This is a genomic window from Amycolatopsis sp. NPDC051758 (assembly GCF_044453095.1).
Classification (GTDB): domain Bacteria; phylum Actinomycetota; class Actinomycetes; order Mycobacteriales; family Pseudonocardiaceae; genus Amycolatopsis.
The window spans coordinates 101,178-124,100 of record NZ_JBITCJ010000009.1 but is presented as its reverse complement, the minus strand read 5'-3'; the positions used below and the strand labels follow the sequence as shown (position 1 = coordinate 124,100).

Here is a 22,923-nt window from a genome sequence, read left to right as displayed (position 1 = left end):
CGGTCAGCCGGCCCAGGTGACCGTGTGCTTCTCGAAACCCCGTGCCGCCGCGACCCGCGCTGCCTCGGCTTCGGTCTCCTCCCGGACCGCCGGGGGAAGCGGGTCGAACGCCGTCACCGTGAACGCCAGCTTTGCGCCGCTGCCCTTCGTGCGCCACGTTCCCGCGATGTCGCCCTCGGCGAGCAGCACTCCCGGGTTGCCCAGCATCTTCCAGACCTCCTTGCGGCGTGCCGCGTCCGGGACCAGCAGGGTCTTGTCCCGCGCCTGGATGAACGGGTCGAGCGGCGGCAGCAGCCGCACCACGTCCGGCTCCGGCGGGTTCTCCAACGCCGGAACACAAGACGCCGGCAGGTACCGCTTCTTCCCCTCGACGTCCACCTCAGCCAGGTCGGCCGGCCACGTGCGGTCGACCACCGCGCGGGCCGTCCCGACGAACTCCGCCGCCTCACCCGGCGAGGCCGGGCCGTTGAGGCGCAAGTACGACGAGACCACGGCGGTCGCCGCGGTGGCGTCCGGGGTGCGGCGCATCCGGCCTCGGCCTTCCAGCGGTGCCAACGTCGCCGGGGAAGCGCCGGCGACCAGGCGGACGCCCGCGTGCGGCGTCGCGATCCGCATCAGCTGCTCGTGGATGTGCGTCGCATTGCAGCCGCGGCACCAGCGCGAGAACTCCGGGGGCAGCCGCTTCGTCACCGCCGTCGAGACCGCGCCCTTCGTCATCGGCTCCTTGACCGCGTCGCGGAGGGCGGCCGCCGCCGTGAAGACCACTTCGGCCGCGGCCAGCCCCGTCGCCGCCAGTTCCTTGCGCTGCCACAGCATCCGGGCCAGCGCGTCCGCGTCGTCGAGGGGGATCAGCGCCTTGACGGCCTCGGACAGGTCCGAGCGGAGGTGGTAGTGCGGCGCACCGCGCAGCGTCCAGGCCAGGACGAGCCGCGAATCGTCCACGAGGGACACCGGGCCGTCGAGCCGGGCCACGGCGGCCAGCAGCGCGGTGTCGCGCATGCTGTCCTGCAGCCCGGCCCGGACGACGGCGAGGTCGGCCGCGTCCCCCGACGTGCGGTGCAGGCCGTGCTCGGCGATGCGGTAGGCGAGTACCTGGCGACGGTCCACTTGCGACTCCTAGAACGCGTACTCGAACGTGTAACCCACCTTGTCCACGCCGGCTGCGCCGCCGGCGGTCCCGCCGCCGGTCAGGCCGGCCAGCCCGCCGGTGCCCGAACCGGGGACGACCTTGAACGTCGAGGTGAAGCCCTTGTCGTCGAACGTGTACTCGTGGCGCACGATGAACGTCCCTTCGCGACCGTCGACCTTGCCTTCGAAGCGCTCGAAGCTCGGCGATGTCGTCTGCCCGCTGTTGTAGCCTTCGCCCGCGTAGTACAGCAGAAGGTCGCAGATCGACTCACCCTCGATGACGCCTTCGTAGGCGAACGTGACGTGCGCGTAGGCCACCCGCGGACCACCTTCGACGCCGCTGACGATCTTTTCTTCCCAGTTCTTCGTCATGAACTCGTTCATGGGAGTCACCCTGTCAGTGATACCTGTCAGCTTGTGTCAGGTATTTCTGCCAGACTGACATCCATGCGCGCCAGCCGCCTCCTGTCCGTCCTCCTGCTGCTGCAGAACCGCGGCCGGATGACGGCGGACGAGCTGGCCGAGGAGCTCGAGGTCTCGGTCCGCACGGTGTACCGGGACATCGACGCGCTCTCGGCGTCCGGCGTCCCGGTGTACGCCGACCGCGGCCGGACCGGCGGTTACCGGCTGGTCGACGGTTACCGCACCCGGCTCACCGGGATGACCGAGGAAGAGGCGCAGTCGCTGTCGCTGGCCGGGCTGCCGGTGGCCGCGGCCGAGCTGGGCCTCGGCACCGTCCTCGCCGCCGCCCAGCTCAAGCTCTACGCCGCGTTGCCGGCGGAGCTGCGGGACCGCGCCGGACGTGTCGCCGAGCGCTTCTACCTGGACGTTCCCGGCTGGCACCGGGGCATCGAGAGCCTGCCGGTGCTGTCCGCGATCGCCGATGCCGTGTGGTCGTCCCACCGGATCCGGATCCGCTACGAACGCTGGGGCCAGCGGGTCGTCGAACGGGACGTCGAGCCGCTCGGCCTGATCCTCAAGGCGGGCAACTGGTACCTCGCCGGCCGCTGCGAAGGCACCGACCGGACCTACCGGATTTCGCGCGTGCTGGAGCTGACAGACCTCGGCGAGGAGTTCGAGCGGCCGGCCGGGTTCGACCTCGCGACGTACTGGCAGGAGTGGTCCGAGCAGTTCGAACGCCGGATGTTCCCGCGCGTCGCCGTGGTGCGGCTGTCGCCGCGGGCGCAGGCTCTCGTACCGTTCTACGCGGGCTCCGTCGGCGCCCGCGCGCTGCGCGAGTGCCGGAACGAGCCCGACGCGGACGGCTGGCTCACCGTCGAGCTGCCGGTGGAGCCGGGTGAACCGGCCATCGGCGAGCTGCTGCGTTTCGGGCCGCACCTGGAGGTCGTCGAACCGGCGGACCTGCGGGCGGAGCTGGCCGAAGCGATCGAGCGGATGGGTGCGATCTATGGGTGAGCTGAGCGGCATCACGATCGGCGTCACGGCCGAACGGCGGGCCGAGGACTTCATCGAGGCCCTGGAACGCCACGGCGCGGACGTCCGGCACGCGCCGACGATCACCATCGTGCCGCTCGACGCCGACCCCGAGCTGCGCGCGGGCACCGAAGCCGTGCTGGCCGGCCGGGTGGACTTCACCGTGGTGACGACCGGCGCCGGCTTCCGCGGCTGGCTGGCGGCGGCCCGGGACTGGGGCCTGCACGACCGGCTGGTGACGGCACTGGGCGAGTCCCGGATCTACGCGCGCGGCCCGAAGGCCGTCGGCGCGGTCCGCGGCGCCGGGCTGCGCGAGTCCTATTCGGCCGCTTCGGAGAGCAACGCGGAGCTGTTCGGGGCCCTGGCCGGCGCCGGGATCAACGGCGCGCGGGTGGCGGTCCAGCTGCACGGCACGCCGCTGCCGGAGCACACGGACCCGCTGGTGCGCGCCGGGGCCGAGCTGCTGGCGGTGCAGCCGTACCGCTGGTACTCACCGCCGGACGTCACGACGGTGCACCACCTGATCGACGCGGCCGTGGCCGGCGAGCTGGGCGCACTCGCGTTCACCAGCGCCCCCGCGGCGGCCAACTTCCTCACCCTGGCCCGGGACTACGGCCGGCACGACGAGCTGCTGACAGCGTTGCGCGGCCCGCTGGTGTGCGCCTGCGTCGGCCCGGTGACGGCGGCGCCCCTCGAAGAAGCCGGGGTACCCACGCTGCAACCGGACCGACAGCGCCTGGGCGCGCTGGTGAAGCTGCTGGTCACCACCCTCAGTGGCACGGGTGGGGTGGCTGCTCCGAAGCCGTAGCCGTGCCGAGGTTGTCCGAGCGTCCGGCCGCGAGCCGCGGCCACTGGGTGAGGGGGCGGCCCGGCCCGGGTGTCCACGTGGGCGCGCCGGTGTCGGTCCGGACGTTGGTGCGCTCTTGCGGCCAGCCTTCCGGTGAGTCCTCCCAGGACTCCTGGCGCCCGTGGATCGTGAGGTCCATCAACGCATAACTGTTGTCCATCGCTTCGACGCCACGGCGGTTCGTCCAGTAGGTCTCGAAGACGCGGTCACCCTCGCGCAGGTAGCAGACCAGGTGGAACAGCCCCTTCTGTCGCCCGACCAGGAGCGTGTCCAGGGACGGCTGCGCCGAGTACCAGGGCATGCGCCAGTCCATGAAGTCGCGGTAGCGCAGGCTCTCGGCATACGACGTCTGCGCATCGGCGGGGGCGGTGGAGACGTTGCGGCCCTGGGAAAAGACGGCGAACGTGATGTCGCGGGAGTGCAGGTTGGCCAGCTCCGCGACCTGGTTGGTGTAGAACGTGCAGCCCTCGCACTGCTCCGGCGCGGGACGGCCCGGGTTCCACATGAAGTAGTAGGCGATGAGCTGACGGCGGCCCTCGAACGTGTCGAGCAGGGTGACCGGCCCGTCCGGCCCGAGCAGCTCGAGGCCGGCGTCCACCTCGACCATCGGCAGGCGGCGCCGGGCCGCGGCGATCGTGTCGCCTTCGCGGGTGTGTGCCTTTTCCTTGGTGCGCAAGCGATCCAGCTCGGCTTGGAACGTCTCGCGGTCGACGACGGTCATCACGGCTCCTTCAGCTTGGTGGTGATCAGGACGACGCTCGCGAGCGTCACGGCCACGGCGGCGCCCAGCGCGAGGTGGAGGCCGGTGAGCTCGACGGCCTGCGTCGCGGCGACGGCGCTCAGGACCGGAATCCCTACGGTGATCCCGACCTGCTGGGTCATCGACGTCAGGCCGGTGGCCAGGCCCTGCTCTTCGTCCGGCAGCCCGGACGTCGCGGTGACCGTGTACGCCACGATCGCGGCCACGTGCCCGAAGAACCCGACGAACAGGGCCGGGACCAGGATCAGCAGCGCGGTCCGGTCGGGGCCGAGGAACACCAGCGGCAGGGTCGCCAGTGCCTGGACGGTGAGTCCGGCGGCCAGCAGCACACGGCTGCCGAAGCGGCCGATGGCCCGGCCGGCGAGCACACCCGCGGCCACGGAAGCCAGGCCCGGTACCCCGAAGACCAGGCCGGTGGCCAGCGGCGACAGGCCCAGGATCCGCTGCAGGTAGAGCGTGGTCACGAAGATCACCGCGGGCTCCATCGCGAACAGCGCCAGCCCGGCGAAGTTGCCCCACTTCACCGTGCGGCGGGCCAGGATCCACGGCGGCACCAGCGGTGCGGGCGAGCGTCGCTGGATCAGCCAGAACGCGGTCAGCAGCACCACCGCGGCGATCGCCGCCAGGAGACTCGACACGATGACGGCGTAGACGAGTGCGAGCAGGCCGCCGCTGACCGTCAGCGCGCCGGGCAGGTCCGGGCGTGCGCGGCCGGCCACGGTTGATTCAGGGATGAGGACGGGCGTCGCGATGAGGATGGCCACGGCCACCGGGACGTTGATGAAGAACGCCGCACGCCAGCTCAGCAGGCCGACGAGGGTGCCGCCGGCCAGCGCGCCGACGGTGAAGCCGCCGGAGAGCAGCGCGCCGTTCAGGCCGAGGACGCGGTCCCGGGCGGCGCCTTCGGTGAAGGACGTCGTGAGCAGTGACAGTGCCGAGGGCAGGGTCATCGCGGTGGCGAAGCCTTGCAGCGCGCGGGCCGTCAGCAGCAGCTCCGGGGTCGTGGCGAGGCCGCCCAGCAGCGACGCCGCGGCGAGCAGCGCCATGCCGGACCGGAACATCCGCCGGCGCCCGGCGAGGTCCGCGAGCCGGCCGCACACCAGGGTGAAGCCGGCCGCCGGCAGGACGAACGCCGTGCTGACCCACGGCAACGCGGTCAGGTCGAGCCCGACACCCGCGCCGACCTGCGGCAACGCGACGTTCAGGATCGAGAAGTCGATCGACAGCAGGAAACCGGCGCCGAGCAGGACGACCAGGACGGCACGCTGTCTCGGCGTGAAACGGGCAGGGGGTAGCGCAACAACGGACACGGTTTTCTCCCTACGGGGGATCAGTCCTCTTCGGCGGCCTCCGCGAGGCGCTTGATCTTGGCCAGGCGGCGGTCCCAGTCGGCGGCGAGCGAGGCCATCCAGCGAGCCGTCGCGTCCAGGGCCGCGGAGCGCACCGCGTAGCGGACCTCGCGGCCCACCTTCACGCTGTCGACCAGCCCGGCCGCGTCGAGGACGGTGAGGTGTTTGACGATCGCCTGCCGCGAGACGGGGAGGCCGCCGGCGAGCGTGGTCGCGGTGGCTTGGCCGTGGGTGGCGAGCAGGTCCAGCAGCTGTCGGCGGGTCGGATCGGCCAGGGCGGCCAGGACACCGTCGACGACGTCGGGGGACATCACTCGGCGCGCGTCGCGAGTGCGGTGAAGCACTGCTCCCAGCCGGCGGTGTGGTCCTTGATCACGTTGTGGCGGTTCTCGTCGGGCGTCGGCAGTGTGGTGAACCCGCTCTCCACGACGCGCAGCCGGGTGCCGTCACCCTCGGGCGTCAGGGTGAACTCGACGAGCGTCGAGTTGTCCTCGCGCAGCTCTTCGCCGGGGAACGCGCTCACCCACCGGTACGCCAGGTAGTTCGGCGGGTCGACCTTCTCGACGCGCAGCGGGAACTCGCCGTGCTCCGAGTGCGTGACCACCAGGGTCTGGCCTTCTTCGGCCAGCGTGCCCCGGACGGTCTCGTCGTCGGTCGCCCAGAACCCGGGCTCGGCCACCAGCGGCCAGACCTTGGCCGGCTTCGCGGCGATCAGGATCTCGCGTTCGATCGTGTCGCTGAGCATGGTGCCCTCCTTCGTCTCATGTGCAACACCAGAGTTGCACATGACGGAGTGCTGTGCAACCTCAAGGTTGCACGTGAAGCGTCAGTCCTGGTCGGCGGGGGTTTCGCCGGCTTCGGCCGCGCGGACCGCCGCCCGGCTCGCCGCCTCCTCGCTGACGCCGAGCCGCCAGTAGCCCGTGAAGCAGATCCGCTGCTTGTCGACTTCCCGCTCTCGCACGAGGTGGCGCCGCACCTGCTTCACAACGCCCGCTTCGCCCGACACCCAGGCGTACGGCGCTCCGCCGGGGAAGGTCGCCGTCCGCATCGCGTCCAGCAGTGGTTGTCCCAGCGGGCGGGCGCCGCGAAGCAGCCAGTGGACTTCGACCACTCCGCGCGTCTCGAACGTCTGACGCTCTTCGCGCTCGGAGACCTCGATGTAGGCCGAAGCACGCGTGCCGGGCGGGAGCTGCTCGATGATCGCGCCGATCGCGGGCAACGCCGTCTCGTCGCCGACCAGGAGCTGCCAGTCGGTGCCGGCCGGGACGTCGTACAGGCCGTGCGGCCCGAGGAACGCCACCCGGTCGCCCGGCGTGACCCGGGACGCCCACGCCGAAGCCGGCCCGTGGTCACCGTGGAGGACGAAGTCGACGTCGATCTCCGCCGACGCAGGCCGGTGGGCTCGCACGGTGTACGTGCGCATCGGCGGGCGGGTGTCGTCCGGCATCGCGAGGTACGTGCGGTACCACGACATGACGTCGGAGCCGGTCTCCGGCAGCACCGGCGCTTCCTGGCCGGGCAACGGGAAGAAGACCTTGACGTACTGGTCGGGCGCACCGGCCTCGACCTCGCGGAAGCTCGCCGCTTCGAAGGTCACGCGCACCACGTGCGGGGTGACCGGCCGGACCACGGTCACCCGCGCCCGGTGGTAGGTCAGGGCGGGGCGCTCCACCTGCGTCGTCATTAGGGGAGGCTAACCTAAAAAAGGGCGGTCAGAACAGGCCCTCCTTGCCGTCGTCCGGCTGATCGTCCGGCTGCCACCGGTACTTCCGCAGGTTGACGCGCTGGCCGTCGGCGAGCACACCTTCCGCGCGCAGCCGCTCCAGCTGGTCGTGGATCAGGTGCGGCGCCGGTGTCCCGTTCGCGCGCAGGATCCGGTGCCACGGCAGGTCGTGCCCGTCCTCGGCGAGGATCGCGCCGACCATCCGCGGTGAGGGCGCCCCGGCGAGCGCCGCGATGTCGCCGTACGTCGCGACCGTGCCGGCCGGCACCGACTCGATGATTTCCCGCACGCGCTCGTGCAGAACGTCGTCCATGCCACCACTCTGCCGCACGGGTACGACACTTTCGGTGGCCGCCCGCCGCACGCTCCGGCACCTTCACCGAACGCGCCGCGGTTAAGGCGTGCCGGTGCCACGCCGGTTACTCCGGTCGTGGTTCCATCGCTGGGTGAACGCGAGGCGAACGGCGCAGTCGGACGCGCGGCTGGTGCGCCCGCCGATCGCCGGCACACCCACGTTCACCTGGGATTCCGGCGCCCGGCGGGTGCTCTCCGCGCCCGGCGGGTTCCTCCGCGTGCTCGGCGGCCCCGGCACCGGCAAGACGTCACTGCTGGCCTCGGCCGCCACCCGCCGCATCGCCGAGGGCGCCGACCCGGAGAGCGTGCTGGTGCTGACCACGTCGCGCAAGGCCGCCGACGCGCTGCGTGCCGACATCACCCGGCGGCTCACCGCCGACCCCGACCAGGCGCGGCCGCTGCCCCGGACGGTCCGCGAACCGCTGGTGCGCACCGTCCACTCGTACGCGTACTCGCTGCTGCGGCTGGAAGCGAACGCCGAAGAGCTCCCGGCGCCCCGGCTGCTCGCCGGCGCCGAACAGGACGTCGTCGTCCGCGAGCTGCTGGCCGGTGACCTCGACGAAGAAGCCGAGTACTGGCCGGAGCAGCTGCGCCCGGCCCTGATGGTGCCCGGGTTCGCCGAAGAGCTGCGCGACCTGCTGATGCGCGCGGCCGAACGCGGGCTCGGCCCGGAGGACCTCGCCGAACTGGGCCGCCGCCGCGGGCGTGAGGAGTGGGTCGCCGCCGGGCAGTTCTGGGCGCAGTACGAAGAAGTCACGCAGCTGCAGGGTGCCGGCGGCAACGCGCTGGGCGTGGCGAGCGCGCCCGCGCTGGACGCCGCCGAGCTCGTCACGTCGGCGCTGCTCGCCCTGGAGGACGACGACGAGCTGCGCGAACGTGAGCGCACCCGCGTACGGCACCTGTTCGTCGACGACGCCCACCACCTCGACCCGCTGCAGACCAGCCTGGTCCGGGTGATCGGGCACACCGCCGCCGAGTTCGTCGTGGCCGGCGACCCCGACCAGAACGTGTTCTCCTTCCGTGGCGCCGACGCGCACCTGTTCGCCGACGCCGACCCGGACGGCAGCCGGACCGTCACCCTCACCACGGCCCATCGGCTCGCGCCGGCCGTGCGGGTGGCGGTCGCGAAGATCGGTAGGACGCTGCCTGGCGCGTCCCAGCATCGCAAGATCGTCGCGCCGGAGGGTGCCACCGGCGGCAACGTCCGCGTCCGCGTGATGCCGACGCCGGCTGCCGAGGCGAGCTGGATCGCCGACCAGCTGCGCCGCGCGCACCTCGTCGACGGGGTGCCGTGGTCGGAGATCGCGGTGCTCGTCCGGTCGCCCGCGCGGACCTTCCTGGTGCTGCAACGCGCTTTGCGCGCGGCGGGCGTCCCGATCGGATCGGCGACCGAGGAGCTGCCGCTGGCGAAGCAGCCCGCGGTGCGGCCGCTGCTGGCTGTGCTGAAGCTGGCGCCGCAACCGGAACTGCTCGACGTCGACCTCGCCGAGATGCTGCTGTCGTCCGCGCTCGGCGGTGCGGACCCGCTGGCCCTGCGCCGGTTGCGCCGCGGCCTGCGCCGGCTCGAACTGGCCGGCGGCGGCCAGCGGTCGAGTGACGAGCTGCTCGTGGAAGCCTTGCGCGGCGGGGACATCCTCGTCGGCCTGGCCGACGCGGAGGCCGAGCCGGTGCGGCGGGTCGGCGGGCTGCTGCGCCTCACCCACCAGGCGGTGGCGCGCGGGGACGGCGTCGAGCAGGTGCTGTGGCAGCTGTGGCAGGAAAGCGGGTTCGAGCAGAAGCTGCTGAAGCAGGTCGAACGCGGCGGTTCGCTGGGCGCGCAGGCCGACCGTGACCTCGACGCCGTGGTCGCGCTGTTCGACGCGGCCGGCCGGTACGTCGACAGGCTGCCTCGCTCGAGTGTCGCGTCTTTCGCGGATTACCTGGGCGCGCAACGGATCGCGGGGGACACGCTCGCCCCGTCCGCCGTCCCGTCCGACGGTGTCTCGCTGCTCACCGCGCACGCGGCCGCCGGTCGCGAGTGGACAGTGGTCGCCGTCGCCGGGGTCCAGGAGGGCGCGTGGCCGGATCTTCGGCTGCGCGGGTCCGTGCTCGGCGTCGAGCGGCTCAAGGACCTGATGGCCGGGGTCGACGACGACGCCGTGTCGCAGACCGCGCCGATCCTCGCCGAAGAACGCCGCCTGTTCTACCTCGCGATGAGCCGCGCGAAGAAGACACTGCTGGTCACGGCGGTTTCAGGTGAGGACGAGCAACCGTCACGCTTCCTCGACGACCTGGAGGAGAACGGCGCCGACGACGGCGGCCTCGACTCGCGGATGAAACCGCCGGGCCGGTCGCTGGTGCTCGCCGAGCTGGTGGGGGAGCTGCGCGAGGTCGTCTGCGACGACAAGGCCGACCCGCAACGCCGGCGTCGGGCGGCGAAGGAGCTTGCGCGCCTGGCCGAGGCCAAGGTGCCCGGCGCGCACCCGAGCACGTGGTACGGCCTGCTCCCGGCGTCCACCGACGCGCCGGTGCACCCGCCCGGCGACCTGATCCGGATCTCACCGTCCACAGTGGAAATCCTGACGAAGTGCCCGCTGCGCTGGATGATCGAGCGGCACGGCGGCAGCGACCCGGCGCAGCTGGCCGCCGTCACCGGGACGCTGGTGCACGGGCTCGCCCAGGCCGTCGCGTCCGGCAGCACCGACGCCGAACTGCAGGCCGCGCTCGACGACGCCTGGGTGCGCGTCGACGCGGGCGCGCCGTGGTTCTCCCGGCGCGAGCGCCGCCGGGTCGAGGGGATGCTGCAGAACTTCGTCACGTGGCTGGAACGCAGCCGCGCGGAGCTGAAGGAAGCCGGGGTCGAGCAGGACATCGAGGTCGAGCTGCCGGCCGCGGGCTCCGACGAAGTGCGCGTGCTGTTGCGGGGGCGCGTCGACCGGGTCGAGCTGGACAGCGAGGGTCGCCCGGTCGTCGTCGACATCAAGACCGGCAAGATCCCGGTGTCCGGCAAGGATGCGGAGACGCACCCGCAGCTGGCGGCGTACCAGCTCGCGGTGCTGCTCGGCGCGATCAAGGGCAGCAACGAGCCCGGCGGCGCGCGGCTGGTGTACGTCGCGAAGGCGAACAACAAGACGGGGTCCACCGAGCGTTCGCAGCCGCCGATGGACGAAGCGGGCGGCAAGCAGTGGCTGGAGCTGGTGCAGGCCGCGGCCGCGTCGGCGACCGGCCCGGACTACCAGGCCCAGGAGAACCCGGACTGCGACCGCTGCCCGGCGCGCGGTTGCTGCCCGCTGCGGCCCGAAGGCAGGCAGGTGCCGGGCCCGTGAGTCCGCTGCTCATCGCGAATCCGGTCGAGCCCGCGGAACTCGCCGACGCGCTCGGCCTGCACCGGCCGACCCCCGAACAGGCCACCGTGATCGCCGCGCCGGTCGAACCGTCGCTGGTCGTCGCCGGGGCCGGCGCGGGCAAGACCGAGACCATGGCCGCGCGCGTGGTCTGGCTGGTGGCCAACGGGATCGTCAGCCCCGACCGCGTGCTCGGCCTGACCTTCACCCGCAAGGCCGCGCGCCAGCTGGGCGAACGCGTCCGCGCGCGGCTGCGGCGGCTCGCCGGGTCCGGGCTGCTCGACCGGCTCGACCCGACCGGCGGGCTGCGCGCCACCGTCGTCGCGGGTGAGCCGACCGTGCTGACCTACCACGCCTACGCCGGGCGGCTGCTGTCCGAACACGGGCTGCGGCTGCCGGTGCAGCCCGGCGTCCGGCTGCTGTCGGAGACGTCGTCGTGGCAGATCGCGCACCGCGTGGTGTCCACCTGGGACAACGAGCTGGACACCGACCGCGTGCCGCCGACGGTGACCGCGGACGTCCTCACGCTGGCCGGGGAGCTGGGGGAGCACCTGATCTCGGTCGAGCAGCTCGCCGAGTACACCACGTGGATGTGCCGCGTCATCGAGAACGCGCCGCGGGCCAAGGGGCAGCGGGCCGCGCTGCCGCAGAAGCTCACCGAAATCATGGCGGCGCAGCACTTCCGGCTCGCGCTGCTGCCGCTGGTGGAGGACTACCACCGGCGCAAGCGCAACGAGGGCGCGCTCGACTTCGCCGACCAGATGTCGCTGGCCGCCCAGCTCGCGAGCGGGTACCCGTCCGTCGTCCGCGGTGAGCGGGAGCGCTTCGGCGCGGTGCTGCTCGACGAGTACCAGGACACCGGGCACGCCCAGCGCGTGCTGCTGCGGGCGCTGTTCGGCGGGGTCGAGAACCCGCCGATGCCGGTCACCGCGGTCGGCGACCCGGCCCAGGCGATCTACGGCTGGCGCGGCGCCAGCGCGGCCAACCTGCCCCGGTTCACCACGGACTTCCCGCGCTTCGACGGCGAACGGCTGGTGCCCGCCCGGGATTTCGGGCTGCTGACCAGCTTCCGGAACCCGCCGGAGATCCTCGACCTCGCCAACGCCATCGCCGAGCCGCTGCGGGCGCGCGGCCTCGGTGTCGAACGCCTGCGGGCGCGCGAAGGCGCCGGAGCCGCGGACATCGCGTGCGCGCTGCTGCCGGACATCCGCGCCGAACGCGAGTGGGTCGCCGACGCGCTGGCCCGGCGCTGGCACAGCGTGCACGAGGAGACCGGCAAACCGCCGACCGCGGCGGTGCTGGTGCGGCGCCGCGCCGACATGGCCCCGATCGCCGCCGAGCTGCGGGCGCGCGGGCTGCCGGTCGAGGTGGTCGGGCTCGGCGGGCTGCTGGACGAACCCGAGGTCGCCGACCTCGTCTCGACGTTGAAGGTGCTCGCGGACCCGCTGTCGGGCAGCGCCGCGGCCCGCCTGCTGACCGGCGCCCGCTGGCGGCTCGCGGCCGCCGACGTCGCCGCGCTGTGGCGGCGGGCGGGGGAGCTGTCGAGCCCTGAGAAGGCCGAGGGCCCGGAGCTGGTCGTGGACCGCGTCGAGCAGGCCGGGCTGATCGACGCGATCGACGAGCCGGGCGCGCCGGAGCGGTATTCGGCGGAGGGTTACCAGCGGATCAAGCGCGTCAACCGGGAGCTTTCCGCGCTGCGGCGGCGGCTCGACCAGTCACTGCCGGAGCTGGTCGCCGACGTCGAACGCACGATGCTCCTGGACGTGGAGTCGCTGGCACGTCCGGGATCCGCCGGGCGCGCGCACCTGGACGCGTTTGCCGAAGTCGTCACCGACTACGCCGAGACGGCGCCGACGGCGACCCTGTTGTCCTTTGTGGACTACCTGAACACGGCCGCGCACGCCGAGGACGGGCTCACCCCGGGTGAGGTCGAGGTGGTGCCGGACCGCGTGCAGGTGCTCACCGTGCACTCGGCGAAGGGCCTCGAGTGGGAGGTTGTCGCCGTCCCGCACCTGGTGCAGGACGTCTTCCCGGGGCGACGGCGGTCGTCGTCGTGGCTGCGGACGGCGACGTCGCTGCCCGCGGCGTTGCGCGGGGACGCCGAGGACCTGCCGGAGCTGCGGATCGCCGAGGGGTACGACCGCAAGGAAGTCCAAGAAGGACTGGAGCTGCACGAGGCGGGGTTCGTCGAGCGGGAGCAGTCGGAGGAGCGGCGGCTGTGTTACGTCGCGCTGACCCGGTCCGAGCACGCGCTGATCGTCTCCGGGCACTGGTGGAACGAGAGCAGCAGCCGGTTCAAGGGGCCGTCGGAGTTCCTGACGGAGATCGCCGGCGTCCTGCGGGAAACGGGCGTCGGGCAGCTCGCCGAGTGGGCGCCGGAGCCGGCTGCCGAGGACGAGAACCCGCTGGTGTCGGACTCGCGGACGGCCCGGTGGCCGCTCGACCCGCTGGCCGACCGCCGCACCGGCGTGCAGACCGGGGTGGACCTGGTGTTCGAGGCGCTGGCCGCTGCTCCTGAGGACTCCGAAGAGTCCGAAGAGTCCGAAGTGGACGATCCGGACGGGTGGACGACCGACACCGACGTCCTGCTGGCGGAGTGGGCGCGCAAGGACGATCGCGTCCGGCGGGTCCCGCTGCCGTCGAAGCTTTCGGTGAGCCAGCTGGTCTCGCTCGCCGACGACGCCGACCGGCTCGCGACGGACCTCGGCCGCCCGCTCCCGGTGGAGCCCAACAGCTTCGCCCGCCGCGGCACGGAGTTCCACGGCTGGCTGGAGCGCCGCTTCGCCGGCGACCAGCTCATCGAGATCGACGACCTCCCGGGCGCGGCCGACTTCGGCGAGGCGCCCGACTCGGACTTCGAAGAGCTGCGGGAAGCGTTCGAGGCGAGCGAATGGGCCGCGCGCGTGCCGAGCGCGGTGGAGGTGACGTTCTCGGCGGACGTCGAGGGCATCACCCTGCGCGGCCGCATGGACGCCGTCTTCTGGCACGCCGACGGCTACTGGGAAGTGGTCGACTGGAAGACGGGCTCGGTCCCGCCGGAGTCCCGGCTGCCGGTGCTGGCGGTGCAGCTCGCGGCGTACCGGATGGCGTGGGCGGCACTGAAGAACGTCCCGGTGGAGCAGGTCCGCGCGGCGTTCCACTACGTACGCGCGAACCGCACGATACGCCCGGCCGACCTCCTGGACCCGGAAGGCCTCCGCCAGCTCCTGCGCAACATCCCCGAGGCGTGACCAGACCCGTAACTCGCGTGATCGGGGACGTAACCGGCGTGATCAGACCCGTAACTCGCGAGTTCCGGCCTCGAACACGCGAGTTACGTCTTCAATCACGCGAATTCCGGGCTCGATCACGCGGGTCAGGCGCGGTCGCGGACCTTCAGGGCCCACGCGATCAGCGGCCACTGCAGCGGAAGCCGGCCGAAGGCGATTGCGCGCTGCGGCAGCGGGGCGCGGCGGGCGTCGACCGCCATCTTGACGTTGCCCGGGAAGACGCCGACGAACAGCAGGGCCGCCGCCAGGCCGCCCAGGCGGCGGGTCCGCGGGGCCGCCACCGCGGCCGCGACCGTCAGCTCGGCGACACCCGAACTGTACGTCCACGCCCGGCGCGAGCCGGGGAGCGAACGGGGGATCAGCCGGTCGAAGGGCTTCGGCACGGCGAAGTGCAGGACGCCCATGAAGCCCAGCACCCCGGCCAGTAAGTGCGCGGGCCGTTGTGAGGTAGCCATGGACTCATCGTTCCACGCGGCGGCGGCTCACCCGGTTCGGCTATCCTCCGGGCGTGAGTGACGCTCGACACCTGCCGCTGGGACCGGGTGCATGAAGGCCCTGAGGCGGCTGCCGCTGGGCAGTCTCACCGATCGCCCGGACCACGAGCTCGTCGGCATCCTGCGGATGCCCGAGCTGACGGTCAGCCCGCTCCGCTCGATCGTGAAGCGGGTGGTCGGCGCAACACTGGCGTTGTTGCTGACGGTGATCATCGTCTACGTCGACCGGGACGGCTACCGCGACGCGAACGGTGACGGCCTGTCCCTGCTGGACAGCCTCTACTACGCGACCGTCTCGCTCTCGACCACCGGCTACGGCGACATCGCGCCGGCCACGTCGTCCGCCCGGCTGGTGAACGTGCTGGTGATCACCCCGCTGCGGGTGCTCTTCCTCATCGTCCTGGTCGGCACCACCCTGGAAGTGCTCACCGAGCGCTCCCGCCAGGCGTTCAAGATCCAGAAGTGGAGGACGAAGGTGCGCGACCACACGGTCGTCGTCGGGTTCGGCACCAAGGGCCGGTCCGCCGTCAACGCCCTGCTCGGCGACGAGAACGTCGAACCGGGCCAGATCGTCGTGGTGGACACCGACCAGCAGGCCCTCGACGCGGCGAGCGCGCTCGGTCTCGTGGCCGTGCACGGCTCGGCCACCCGGGCGGACGTCCTGCGCGTCGCCGCGGTGCAGCACGCGCGGGCGGTCGTGGTCGCCCCGAACCGCGACGACACGGCGGTGCTCGTCACGCTCACCGCCCGCGAGCTGGCGCCCAAGGCGCACATCGTGGCGTCGGTGCGGGAGGCGGAGAACGTCCACCTGCTCAAGCAGTCCGGCGCCAACCAGGTCGTCGTCTCCAGCGAAACGGCCGGGCGGCTGCTCGGCATGGCGACGTCGACGCCGCTGGTCGTGGACATCATGGAGGATTTGCTCACGCCCGAATCAGGCCTGGCGATCGCCGAGCGGGCGGTCGAGCCCTCGGAGGAGGGCGGGTCGCCGCGGCACCTGTCCGACCTCGTGCTCGGCGTGGTCCGCGACGGCGTCCTGTACCGCGTCGACGCCCCGCAGGCCGACGCCATCGAACCCGGCGACAAGCTGCTCTACGTCAAGAAGGTGACGCAGGCGGAGAAGATCGAACGGTAGGTCCGTTTCGCCGGTGGGCGGGACCGGGCCGCCTGGGTTTTGGCCGCGAGATCTGGAACCATGGCCGGGTGCCCCCGCGACCCCTCGCCCTGAAGTGGCCCACGGTGGCGATCCCCGCCGCGGCGGGTGTGCTCGTCGTGCTGCTCGCCTGGCTGGCCGGGCCCGGGCTGCTGGGTATCTCGAACGACGAGCTGGGCGCGCCGGTGCAGGCGGAGGTCACCAAGCCGGCACCGTGTGACCGGCCGGACGCGGTCGAGAACGTGAAGTTCACCGTCGCCGGCAAGAGCCTCGAGGGCACGCTCAACGGCTGCGGGCACGGCCAGGGCGAGCGCGTCGACGTCCACGTGCCGGAGGTGCTGCCCGACCAGGGCACGGTGCCGGTCCAGGTGGCCGACACCTCGGCGGGCGCTTCGGACGCTCGCCGCCCGCTGGGGCTCGCGCTGCTGGTGTTCGCGTGCTTCTCCGGCGGGATGTTCGTCTACCTCTGGCTGCGGCTCCCGGTGAAGCCCGCCAAGCCGGCGAAGGTCAGCTGACCTCGGACGACGGCGCCGCGAAGGTGTTGCAGTCGGCGATCCGGTTGCTCGTCGCGCCCGCTCGCCACCAGGACGCGTAGTGCGCGTTCGTCCCGTGGTCGTGGCTGCGGGACGTGTTGTCGCCGCGGGTCTCCTGGTCGTTCCAGGCCTTGTTGTACATGTCGCGGCCGATCGTGCCGCCCTGGTCGACGTGCGCGCCGAGGAACATCCCTGAGAAGCACTGGGCCTGCAGTTCCTTGCGCCGCGACATCTCGAGCCCGGCCGGGCTGTTCTGGCCGGCCTCGTAGATCTTCTGCCAGGCCGCGTCCATCAGCCCGGCGACCTCCTGCACGTGGTGGCCGTACTCGTGGGCGAACAGGGCCAGGTAGACGCCGGGGTTGTTGCCGTACTGGTCGGTCTGCAGCCCGCGGAACGGGACGTACAGGTTGTTCTCGCAGTAGTACGCCGCGGTCGCGATGCCGACCTGGATGGTGCCGCACTCGGTCTCGAAGCTCGCGCCGGTCGGGAAGTGCAGGGCCGGCGGGGTGAACGGCAGGCCGTAGGCGGTGAGGAACGGGCCCCACGCCGCGTCCAGGCACTTGCTGGCCGCCGTGAAGAACGCTTCGGCGCCCGTCTGGGTGCTCTGCCAGGCCGGCAGCGTGCAGACGCGGTTCTGCAGGCCCGCGTTCGGGTCCTGGAGGATCGGGTGGTCGGCCAGCTTGAGGATCTTCTGGGGCCCGGTCGCGCTCGGCGTCGACAGGTCGGTCGACGGGCCGGGTGACGCCGACGCCGGGGCGCCCGCGCCGCCGGGCGGTAGCTGCGAAGGGACGTCCTGGGACGACGGCGTGTCGCGGTAGTTCGCGTTCGCCAGCGGGGTCTCGTCGCGGTTGAGGGCCACGATCGCGACCAGCCCGAGCACCAGCACGGCCACCGCGCCGAGGCAGACCCCGATGATCGCCGCGGGCGAACGGCGCTTCGGTGCGGAGACGGTGTGCGGGCGGCCCAGCCACGGGAGATCCGGTTGCGCATCCGGCACCGGCGGCGGCTGAACGGTTCCGCGAGGCGGTACCTGGCCGGGGGGCGGTTGCGTCATCTAGGCAGTCCCGAAGGGTCTCGGTACGGACCGGGGGTACCCGATCCCGCCGTTCAGCATATCGGGGGAACGACCCCTCTCGCACCCGTCCGTGCGCGTGTGGTCACGGCGCACGGACGTCACCCCAGGTCTGGCCGGGTGTGACCGGCTCTGAAAGAGTGTGGGCAAGCAGGCACTGCAGGCGAGGGGCTTCGATGACAGACACCGGTGGCGCGCCCGGCGGAGAGGGCGCCGACACGCCGACACCGAGCCAGGGGATCCCCCAGGCTCCCGCCCCTGGATCGGGTGAACCGAAGCCGCCGGAGGATCACTCCGCGTCACAGGCGACGCCGCCGCGTGGGTGGCAGGCGCCGGACCCGCAGGCCGCTCCGCCACCCGGCTGGGAGGCGCCGGGCCGGCCCGCCCCGCCGACCGCGTCCTACGGCGCGCCCCAGTACGCGCCGCACCCGCCGCAGCCGCGCTGGAACCCGCACGGGCTCGGCAAGCCCGGCGTGATCGCGCTGCGGCCGCTCAACATCGGCGACATCCTCGACGGCGCGATCACCGCGATCCGCCGCCACCCGCTGCTGATCCTCGGCCTCGGCGCGGTGATGGCCGTGATCACCGCCGGGCTCACGTTCCTCGTGCAGAAGTACGCGCTCGCCGACCTCGAGAACCTCGCCTCGACAGCCGAGCTCGGCCCGGGCGCGACCGAGGAGGAGGCGCGTGACCTGGTCTTCGGCGCGTTCGGCGACCTGCTGCTCGTGCTGCTCCCGACCACGTTGATCTCGTCGCTGCTGATGACGGTCACCACCGGCCTGATGGCCGCGGTGATGGGCCGCGCCGCGCTCGGCCGTGAGGTCACCTTCGGCGTCGCGTGGCGCGAGGTGCAGCCGCGGCTGCTGCCGCTGTTCGGCGTGGCGTTCGTCTACGCGCTGGTCACCACGATCGGCCTGATGCTCTGCATCATCCCCGGCGTGCTGGCCTGGGTGTTCTGGGCGCTCGCGGCCCCCGCGCTGGTCCTCGAACGCGGCACCTTCCGGCAGGCGCTTTCGCGGTCGGTCAAGCTGGTCAGCGGCGCCTTCTGGCGGGTGCTGGGCATCCTGTTCCTGGCGCGGATCATCGAGTCGTTCTTCGAGAACATCATCTCGATCCCGTTCAGCCTGGGCAGCGGCGTGTTCGACCAGATCCTGAACCCGGGCAAGGCGTTCGTGCCGAGCACCGGAGACCTGCTGCTGCAGTCGGCCGGGCAGATCATCGCCGGCACCATCGGGATCCCGTTCGTCACGCTGGTCACCGTGATCGTTTACCTCGACCAGCGGATGCGCCGCGAGGGCATGGACATCGAGCTGGCCCGCGCGGCCGGGGTGCCGCAGCAGCCGCCGCAGGCATGGTGACGCTGCTGCTCACCGACGTCCCGGTCGACATCGACCGGGACTCAGCGCGGCGCGCGGCCGCCGAGGAGCTGTCCGACCCGAAGTACCGGGACGCGCAGCCGAACATCCTCCAGCAGGTCGCGCAATGGCTCGGCGAGCAGCTGGAGAAGCTGCTGAACGGCCTTTCGTCGGTGGTCCCGGGCGGGATCTTCGGGCTGCTGCTGGTCCTCGTGCTGCTGATCGTGCTCGTCGTGGTGATCCGGCTGCGCACCGGCAAGGTCGCCCGCGCGTCCCGCGCCGACCGGCTGGTCTTCGACGGGCAGCGCAAGAGCGCCGCCGACTACCGCCGCTCGGCCGCCGAAGCCGCATCCGCCGGCCGCTACGACGACGCCGTCCGCGACCGCTTCCGCGCCGTCGTGCGGGCGCTGGAGGAACGCGCGCTGCTCGACGCCCGCTCCGGCCGGACGGCGGACGAGGCCGCCATCGAGGCCGGGGTGCTGCTGCCGAACGTCGCGGACGAGCTGCGCCACGGCGCGCGGCTCTTCGACGACGTCCACTACGGCGGCCGCGAAGGCACCGAAGCGGCGTACACCACGCTGACCGAGCTGGACGAACGCTGCCGCCGCGAAAAGCCGGTCGCCATGGCGGGCTCGTGAGCACCTCGGTTTCGCCGGACCTGCGCCGGATCTGGCGCGGCGCCCGCGTCCCGCTCGCCCTCGTCGTCCTGGTCTTCGCCGCCGGCGCCCTGCTCCTGCTCGGCCGCGGCGAGCAGACGCACGGCGCGCTCGAACCCGGCTCCTACGAACCGGGCGGCGCGCACGCGCTTGCGCAGCTCCTGCGGGACCAGGGCGTGGACGTCCGCACGGTGCGCACCATCGACGAAGCGGACGACGAGACCGGCGACGGCGCAACACTGCTGGTCACCCAGCCGGACCTGGTCCCGGGGAAGCGGCTCGACACGCTGCGGGAGCGCGCCGCCGACGTCGTCCTGGTGACGCCGGGCGCGCCGACGCTGCACGATTCGCTGCCGCTGGTGCACCCGGTCGGCCAGAGCGACGAAGGCACGCTCGGCCCGCAGTGCACGGTGGCCGCGGCGATCGCGGCGGGCGACGTCACGCTCGGCGGGATCGGCTACGCGTCACCCGGCGCGCGCTCGTGTTACCCCGGCGAGGACGGCGGCGGCACGATGCTGCAGCTCGCCGACGCGGGCGGCACGACCACGCTGCTCGGCTCGTCCGCGCCGCTGGTCAACGCGAACCTCGCGGAGCAGGGCAACGCGGCGCTGGCGCTGCACCTGCTCGGGGCGCACCCGAAGCTCGTCTGGTACCTGCCGTCGGCGACGGACCCGGCGCTGGACGACACCCGCAAGTCGATCTTCGAGCTGATCCCGGACGGCTGGTACTTCGGCGCGACGCAGGCGTTCATCGCGGTGGCGCTGCTGGCACTGTGGCGGGCGCGCCGGCTCGGCCCGGTGGTCACCGAGCCGCTGCCGATCGTCGTGCGTGCGGCCGAAACCGCCGAGGGCCGGGCCCGGCTGTACCGGCGGGCGAAGGCGGCGGGGCACGCGGGCGAGACGCTGCGGGAGGCGGCGCGGACCCGGCTGCGGACCGCGCTGGGCCTGCCGCGCGACGCCGACGCGGCGGCGCTCGTGAACTCGGTGAGCGAGCGGACCGGACGGCCGGCGAACGACGTCGGCGCGGTGCTCTACGGCCCGCCGGCGCCGGACGACCCCGCGCTGGTCCGGCTGGCCGGCGAACTGGACAGGGTGGAACGAGAGGTGGGGCGAAGTTGAGCAGCGGTACCGAAAACGCGACCGGGGCCCGTGACGCGCTGATCGCGCTGCGCGGTGAGGTCGGCAAGGCCGTCGTCGGCAACGACGCCGCGGTCACCGGGTTGATCCTGGCGTTGCTCTGCCGGGGGCACGTGCTGCTCGAAGGCGTCCCGGGCGTGGCGAAGACGCTGCTGGTGCGCGCCCTGGCCGCGTCGCTGGACCTGGAGACCACACGCGTGCAGTTCACGCCGGACCTGATGCCCGGCGACGTCACCGGCTCGATCGTCTACGACGCGCACAGCGGCGAGTTCTCCTTCCGCGAGGGCCCGGTGTTCACGAACCTGCTGCTCGCCGACGAGATCAACCGGACACCGCCGAAGACGCAGTCGTCGCTGCTGGAGGCGATGGAGGAGCGGCAGGTTTCGCTCGACGGCAAGACCCGGCCGCTGCCCGATCCGTTCATCGTGATCGCCACCCAGAACCCGGTGGAGTACGAGGGCACCTACCCGCTGCCGGAGGCGCAGCTGGACCGGTTCCTGCTGAAGCTGACCATGCCGACGCCGTCGCGCGAGGACGAGATCGGCATCCTGTGGCGGCACGCGCAGGGCTTCGACCCGCGCAACCTCGCCGCGGCCGGCCTCAAGTCGGTCGCGGGCGCGACGGAGCTGGCGGCCGCGCGCGAAGCCGTTGCGCGCGTGACGATCGGGCCCGAGGTGATCGGGTACGTCGTCGACCTGTGCCGGGCGACGCGGTCACTGCCGTCGGTGCGCATCGGCGTTTCTCCGCGTGGTGCCACGGCGTTGCTGGCGGTAACGCGCGCTTGGGCGTGGCTCGCCGGGCGCGACTACGCGACCCCGGACGACGTCAAGGCGCTGGCGCGGCCGGCGTTGCGGCACCGGCTCGATGTGCGGCCGGAAGCGGAGCTCGAGGGCGTCACCGCGGACGGTGTGCTGGACCGCGTGCTCGCGTCCGTGCCCGTGCCGCGCTGACATGGCCGTCACCGGAAGGCTCGGGCTGCTGGCGCTGCTCGGCGCGCTGGTGGTCGGGCTGCTCATGCCGTCGGACGCCGGGATCCTGGCGGTCGGGGCGGTGCTCGTGCTGCTCGTGGTCGTTGATCTGGTGCTGGCCGGGAGCGTGCGGCCGCTGGTGTTCCGGCGGTCGGGTGACACGTCGGTGCGGCTCGGTGAGCCGTGCGAGGTGACGCTGGTGGTGGCCAACCCCGGCCGCCGCCCGGTGCGCGGGCAGCTGCGTGACGCGTGGCCGCCCAGCGCGGGCGCTTCGGACCGGCACGCTTTGCGTGTCCCACCGGGGGAGCGGCGGGCGCTGGTGACGGCGTTGCGGCCGTCGCGGCGCGGTGATCGGACGGCGGCGCGGGTGACGGTCCGGTCGGTCGGGCCGCTCGGCCTGGCCGCGCGGCAGGGTTCGCACGCGGTGCCGTGGACGGTCCGCGTGCTGCCGCCGTTCCACAGCCGTAAGCACCTGCCGTCGCGGCTCGCGCGGCTGCAGCAGCTCGACGGCCGCAACGCGGTGCTGATCCGCGGCCAGGGCACGGAGTTCGACTCGCTGCGCGAGTACGTGATCGGCGACGACGTCCGTTCGATCGACTGGCGTGCCACGGCGCGCGCGGCGGACGTGATGGTCCGGACCTGGCGCCCGGAACGCGACCGCCACGTGGTGCTGGTCCTCGACACGGGCCGCGTGTCGGCGGGCCGCGTCGGCGACGCGCCCCGGCTGGACGCGGCGATGGACGCGGCGTTGCTGCTGGCAGCGCTGGCTTCCCGGGCGGGCGACCGCGTCGACCTGCTGGCGTACGACCGGCGGCTGCGGGCGGCGGTGCAGGGCTCGTCGGGGGCTTCGCTGTTGACGTCGCTGGTCAACGCGATGGCGCCGCTCGAGCCGTCGCTGATCGAGACGGACGCGCGCGGGATGGTCGCGGAGGTCCTGATGCGGACGCGGCGTCGTGCGCTGGTGGTCCTGCTGACGGGCCTGGACGCGGCGCCGCTGGAGGAGGGTTTGTTCCCGGTGCTGAGTTCGCTGACCGCGCGGCACGAGCTGATTGTCGCGTCGGTGGCGGACCCGCGGGTGGCGGAGATGCTGACGGGCCGCGGTGACGCGGAGGCGGTGTACGACGCGGCGGCGGCGTCGCGGACGATGGCCGAGCGCAGCCGGGTGACGGAGCGGCTGGCGCGGCACGGCGTGAGTGTGGTGGACGCGGTGCCGGAGGAGCTGCCGCCCGCGTTGGCGGACCGCTACCTGGCTTTGAAGGCCGCCGGCCGCCTGTAGCCCGTACCCACCCGGACGACACGCGTACCCACCCGGACGACACGCGTACGCGGATGGACGACACGGCGACAGCCCCCGGCTTCTGCCGTGTCGTCC

Annotated in this window: 21 protein-coding genes; 11 read left to right on the top strand and 10 right to left on the bottom strand. The window is 72.8% G+C overall.

Translation table 11 applies throughout. The features are described 5' to 3' along the window. Positions 1 to 3 precede the first annotated feature (3 nt). Both ACIA5G_RS36200 and ACIA5G_RS36195 read right to left on the bottom strand, forming a co-directional pair. Positions 4 to 1,107 (bottom strand): DNA glycosylase AlkZ-like family protein, encoded by a 1,104-nt coding sequence (locus ACIA5G_RS36200; RefSeq protein WP_395931580.1) that lies wholly within the window; start codon positions 1,105 to 1,107, stop codon positions 4 to 6. Positions 1,108 to 1,116: 9 nt separating this feature from the next. After that, on the bottom strand, positions 1,117 to 1,512 hold the full coding sequence (locus ACIA5G_RS36195) for a DUF3224 domain-containing protein (RefSeq protein WP_395931578.1): 396 nt from the start codon (positions 1,510 to 1,512) through the stop codon (positions 1,117 to 1,119). A gap of 63 nt (positions 1,513 to 1,575) precedes the next feature. Here ACIA5G_RS36195 and ACIA5G_RS36190 point away from each other — a divergent pair, with 63 nt between their 5' ends. Further along, positions 1,576 to 2,544, top strand: coding sequence for a helix-turn-helix transcriptional regulator (locus tag ACIA5G_RS36190; protein ID WP_395931576.1), 969 nt, complete (start codon positions 1,576 to 1,578; stop codon positions 2,542 to 2,544). Beyond that, on the top strand, positions 2,537 to 3,370 hold the full coding sequence (locus tag ACIA5G_RS36185) for a uroporphyrinogen-III synthase (RefSeq protein WP_395931574.1): 834 nt from the start codon (positions 2,537 to 2,539) through the stop codon (positions 3,368 to 3,370). Before ACIA5G_RS36190 ends, ACIA5G_RS36185 begins: the two co-directional genes overlap by 8 nt. Here the strand turns inward: ACIA5G_RS36185 and ACIA5G_RS36180 are convergent. The 6 genes from ACIA5G_RS36180 to ACIA5G_RS36155 form a co-directional block, all read right to left on the bottom strand. After that, on the bottom strand, positions 3,333 to 4,130 hold the full coding sequence (locus ACIA5G_RS36180) for a DUF899 family protein (protein WP_395931572.1): 798 nt from the start codon (positions 4,128 to 4,130) through the stop codon (positions 3,333 to 3,335). The two genes, ACIA5G_RS36185 and ACIA5G_RS36180, sit on opposite strands and share 38 nt — an antisense overlap. Beyond that, positions 4,130 to 5,479, bottom strand: coding sequence for an MFS transporter (locus ACIA5G_RS36175; RefSeq protein ID WP_395931570.1), 1,350 nt, complete (start codon positions 5,477 to 5,479; stop codon positions 4,130 to 4,132). The genes ACIA5G_RS36180 and ACIA5G_RS36175 overlap by 1 nt, the downstream gene beginning before the upstream one ends. A 20-nt stretch (positions 5,480 to 5,499) precedes the next feature. Further along, entirely contained in the window at positions 5,500 to 5,829 is a 330-nt protein-coding gene (locus tag ACIA5G_RS36170) for an ArsR/SmtB family transcription factor (protein WP_395931568.1), read from the bottom strand. Then, the gene (locus ACIA5G_RS36165) at positions 5,829 to 6,263 is read right to left on the bottom strand and encodes an SRPBCC domain-containing protein (protein WP_395931566.1); all 435 of its coding nucleotides are present in this window, start codon (positions 6,261 to 6,263) and stop codon (positions 5,829 to 5,831) included. Before ACIA5G_RS36165 ends, ACIA5G_RS36170 begins: the two co-directional genes overlap by 1 nt. Positions 6,264 to 6,344: 81 nt before the next feature. Beyond that, positions 6,345 to 7,202 (bottom strand): siderophore-interacting protein, encoded by an 858-nt coding sequence (locus tag ACIA5G_RS36160; protein ID WP_395931564.1) that lies wholly within the window; start codon positions 7,200 to 7,202, stop codon positions 6,345 to 6,347. 28 nt (positions 7,203 to 7,230) lie between these two features. Further along, the gene (locus tag ACIA5G_RS36155; protein ID WP_395931562.1) at positions 7,231 to 7,554 is read right to left on the bottom strand and encodes an MGMT family protein; all 324 of its coding nucleotides are present in this window, start codon (positions 7,552 to 7,554) and stop codon (positions 7,231 to 7,233) included. A 133-nt stretch (positions 7,555 to 7,687) separates the two neighbouring features. On the opposite strand from ACIA5G_RS36155, the gene ACIA5G_RS36150 reads away from it, so the two are divergent. Both ACIA5G_RS36150 and ACIA5G_RS36145 read left to right on the top strand, forming a co-directional pair. After that, positions 7,688 to 10,900, top strand: a complete 3,213-nt coding sequence (locus ACIA5G_RS36150) for an ATP-dependent helicase (RefSeq protein WP_395931560.1) — start codon at positions 7,688 to 7,690, stop codon at positions 10,898 to 10,900. Next, positions 10,897 to 14,148, top strand: a complete 3,252-nt coding sequence (locus ACIA5G_RS36145; protein ID WP_395931558.1) for an ATP-dependent helicase — start codon at positions 10,897 to 10,899, stop codon at positions 14,146 to 14,148. Before ACIA5G_RS36150 ends, ACIA5G_RS36145 begins: the two co-directional genes overlap by 4 nt. A gap of 125 nt (positions 14,149 to 14,273) precedes the next feature. Here ACIA5G_RS36145 and ACIA5G_RS36140 read toward each other — a convergent pair whose 3' ends face one another. Continuing rightward, the gene (locus ACIA5G_RS36140; protein ID WP_395931556.1) at positions 14,274 to 14,642 is read right to left on the bottom strand and encodes a hypothetical protein; all 369 of its coding nucleotides are present in this window, start codon (positions 14,640 to 14,642) and stop codon (positions 14,274 to 14,276) included. Between the two features lie 91 nt (positions 14,643 to 14,733). On the opposite strand from ACIA5G_RS36140, the gene ACIA5G_RS36135 reads away from it, so the two are divergent. After that, complete coding sequence (locus tag ACIA5G_RS36135) at positions 14,734 to 15,813, top strand: potassium channel family protein (RefSeq protein WP_395931554.1); 1,080 nt, start codon at positions 14,734 to 14,736, stop codon at positions 15,811 to 15,813. A 104-nt stretch (positions 15,814 to 15,917) separates the two neighbouring features. After that, positions 15,918 to 16,346 carry a hypothetical protein gene (locus ACIA5G_RS36130; RefSeq protein ID WP_395932260.1) on the top strand — a complete coding sequence of 143 codons (429 nt, stop codon included), beginning with the start codon at positions 15,918 to 15,920 and terminating at the stop codon, positions 16,344 to 16,346. Here the strand turns inward: ACIA5G_RS36130 and ACIA5G_RS36125 are convergent. Continuing rightward, positions 16,339 to 17,361 (bottom strand): neutral zinc metallopeptidase, encoded by a 1,023-nt coding sequence (locus ACIA5G_RS36125; protein ID WP_395931552.1) that lies wholly within the window; start codon positions 17,359 to 17,361, stop codon positions 16,339 to 16,341. The two genes, ACIA5G_RS36130 and ACIA5G_RS36125, sit on opposite strands and share 8 nt — an antisense overlap. 251 nt (positions 17,362 to 17,612) lie before the next feature. On the opposite strand from ACIA5G_RS36125, the gene ACIA5G_RS36120 reads away from it, so the two are divergent. The 5 genes from ACIA5G_RS36120 to ACIA5G_RS36100 are packed head-to-tail and all read left to right on the top strand — an operon-like array spanning position 17,613 to position 22,827. Further along, complete coding sequence (locus ACIA5G_RS36120; RefSeq protein ID WP_395931550.1) at positions 17,613 to 18,794, top strand: hypothetical protein; 1,182 nt, start codon at positions 17,613 to 17,615, stop codon at positions 18,792 to 18,794. Continuing rightward, entirely contained in the window at positions 18,788 to 19,429 is a 642-nt protein-coding gene (locus ACIA5G_RS36115; protein ID WP_395931548.1) for a DUF4129 domain-containing protein, read from the top strand. The genes ACIA5G_RS36120 and ACIA5G_RS36115 overlap by 7 nt, the downstream gene beginning before the upstream one ends. Continuing rightward, positions 19,426 to 20,565, top strand: a complete 1,140-nt coding sequence (locus tag ACIA5G_RS36110; RefSeq protein ID WP_395931546.1) for a DUF4350 domain-containing protein — start codon at positions 19,426 to 19,428, stop codon at positions 20,563 to 20,565. The genes ACIA5G_RS36115 and ACIA5G_RS36110 overlap by 4 nt, the downstream gene beginning before the upstream one ends. Beyond that, the gene (locus tag ACIA5G_RS36105; protein WP_395931544.1) at positions 20,562 to 21,533 is read left to right on the top strand and encodes an AAA family ATPase; all 972 of its coding nucleotides are present in this window, start codon (positions 20,562 to 20,564) and stop codon (positions 21,531 to 21,533) included. The genes ACIA5G_RS36110 and ACIA5G_RS36105 overlap by 4 nt, the downstream gene beginning before the upstream one ends. 1 nt (position 21,534) lies before the next feature. Next, positions 21,535 to 22,827 carry a DUF58 domain-containing protein gene (locus ACIA5G_RS36100; protein WP_395931542.1) on the top strand — a complete coding sequence of 431 codons (1,293 nt, stop codon included), beginning with the start codon at positions 21,535 to 21,537 and terminating at the stop codon, positions 22,825 to 22,827. The last annotated feature ends 96 nt before the right edge of the window (positions 22,828 to 22,923 follow it).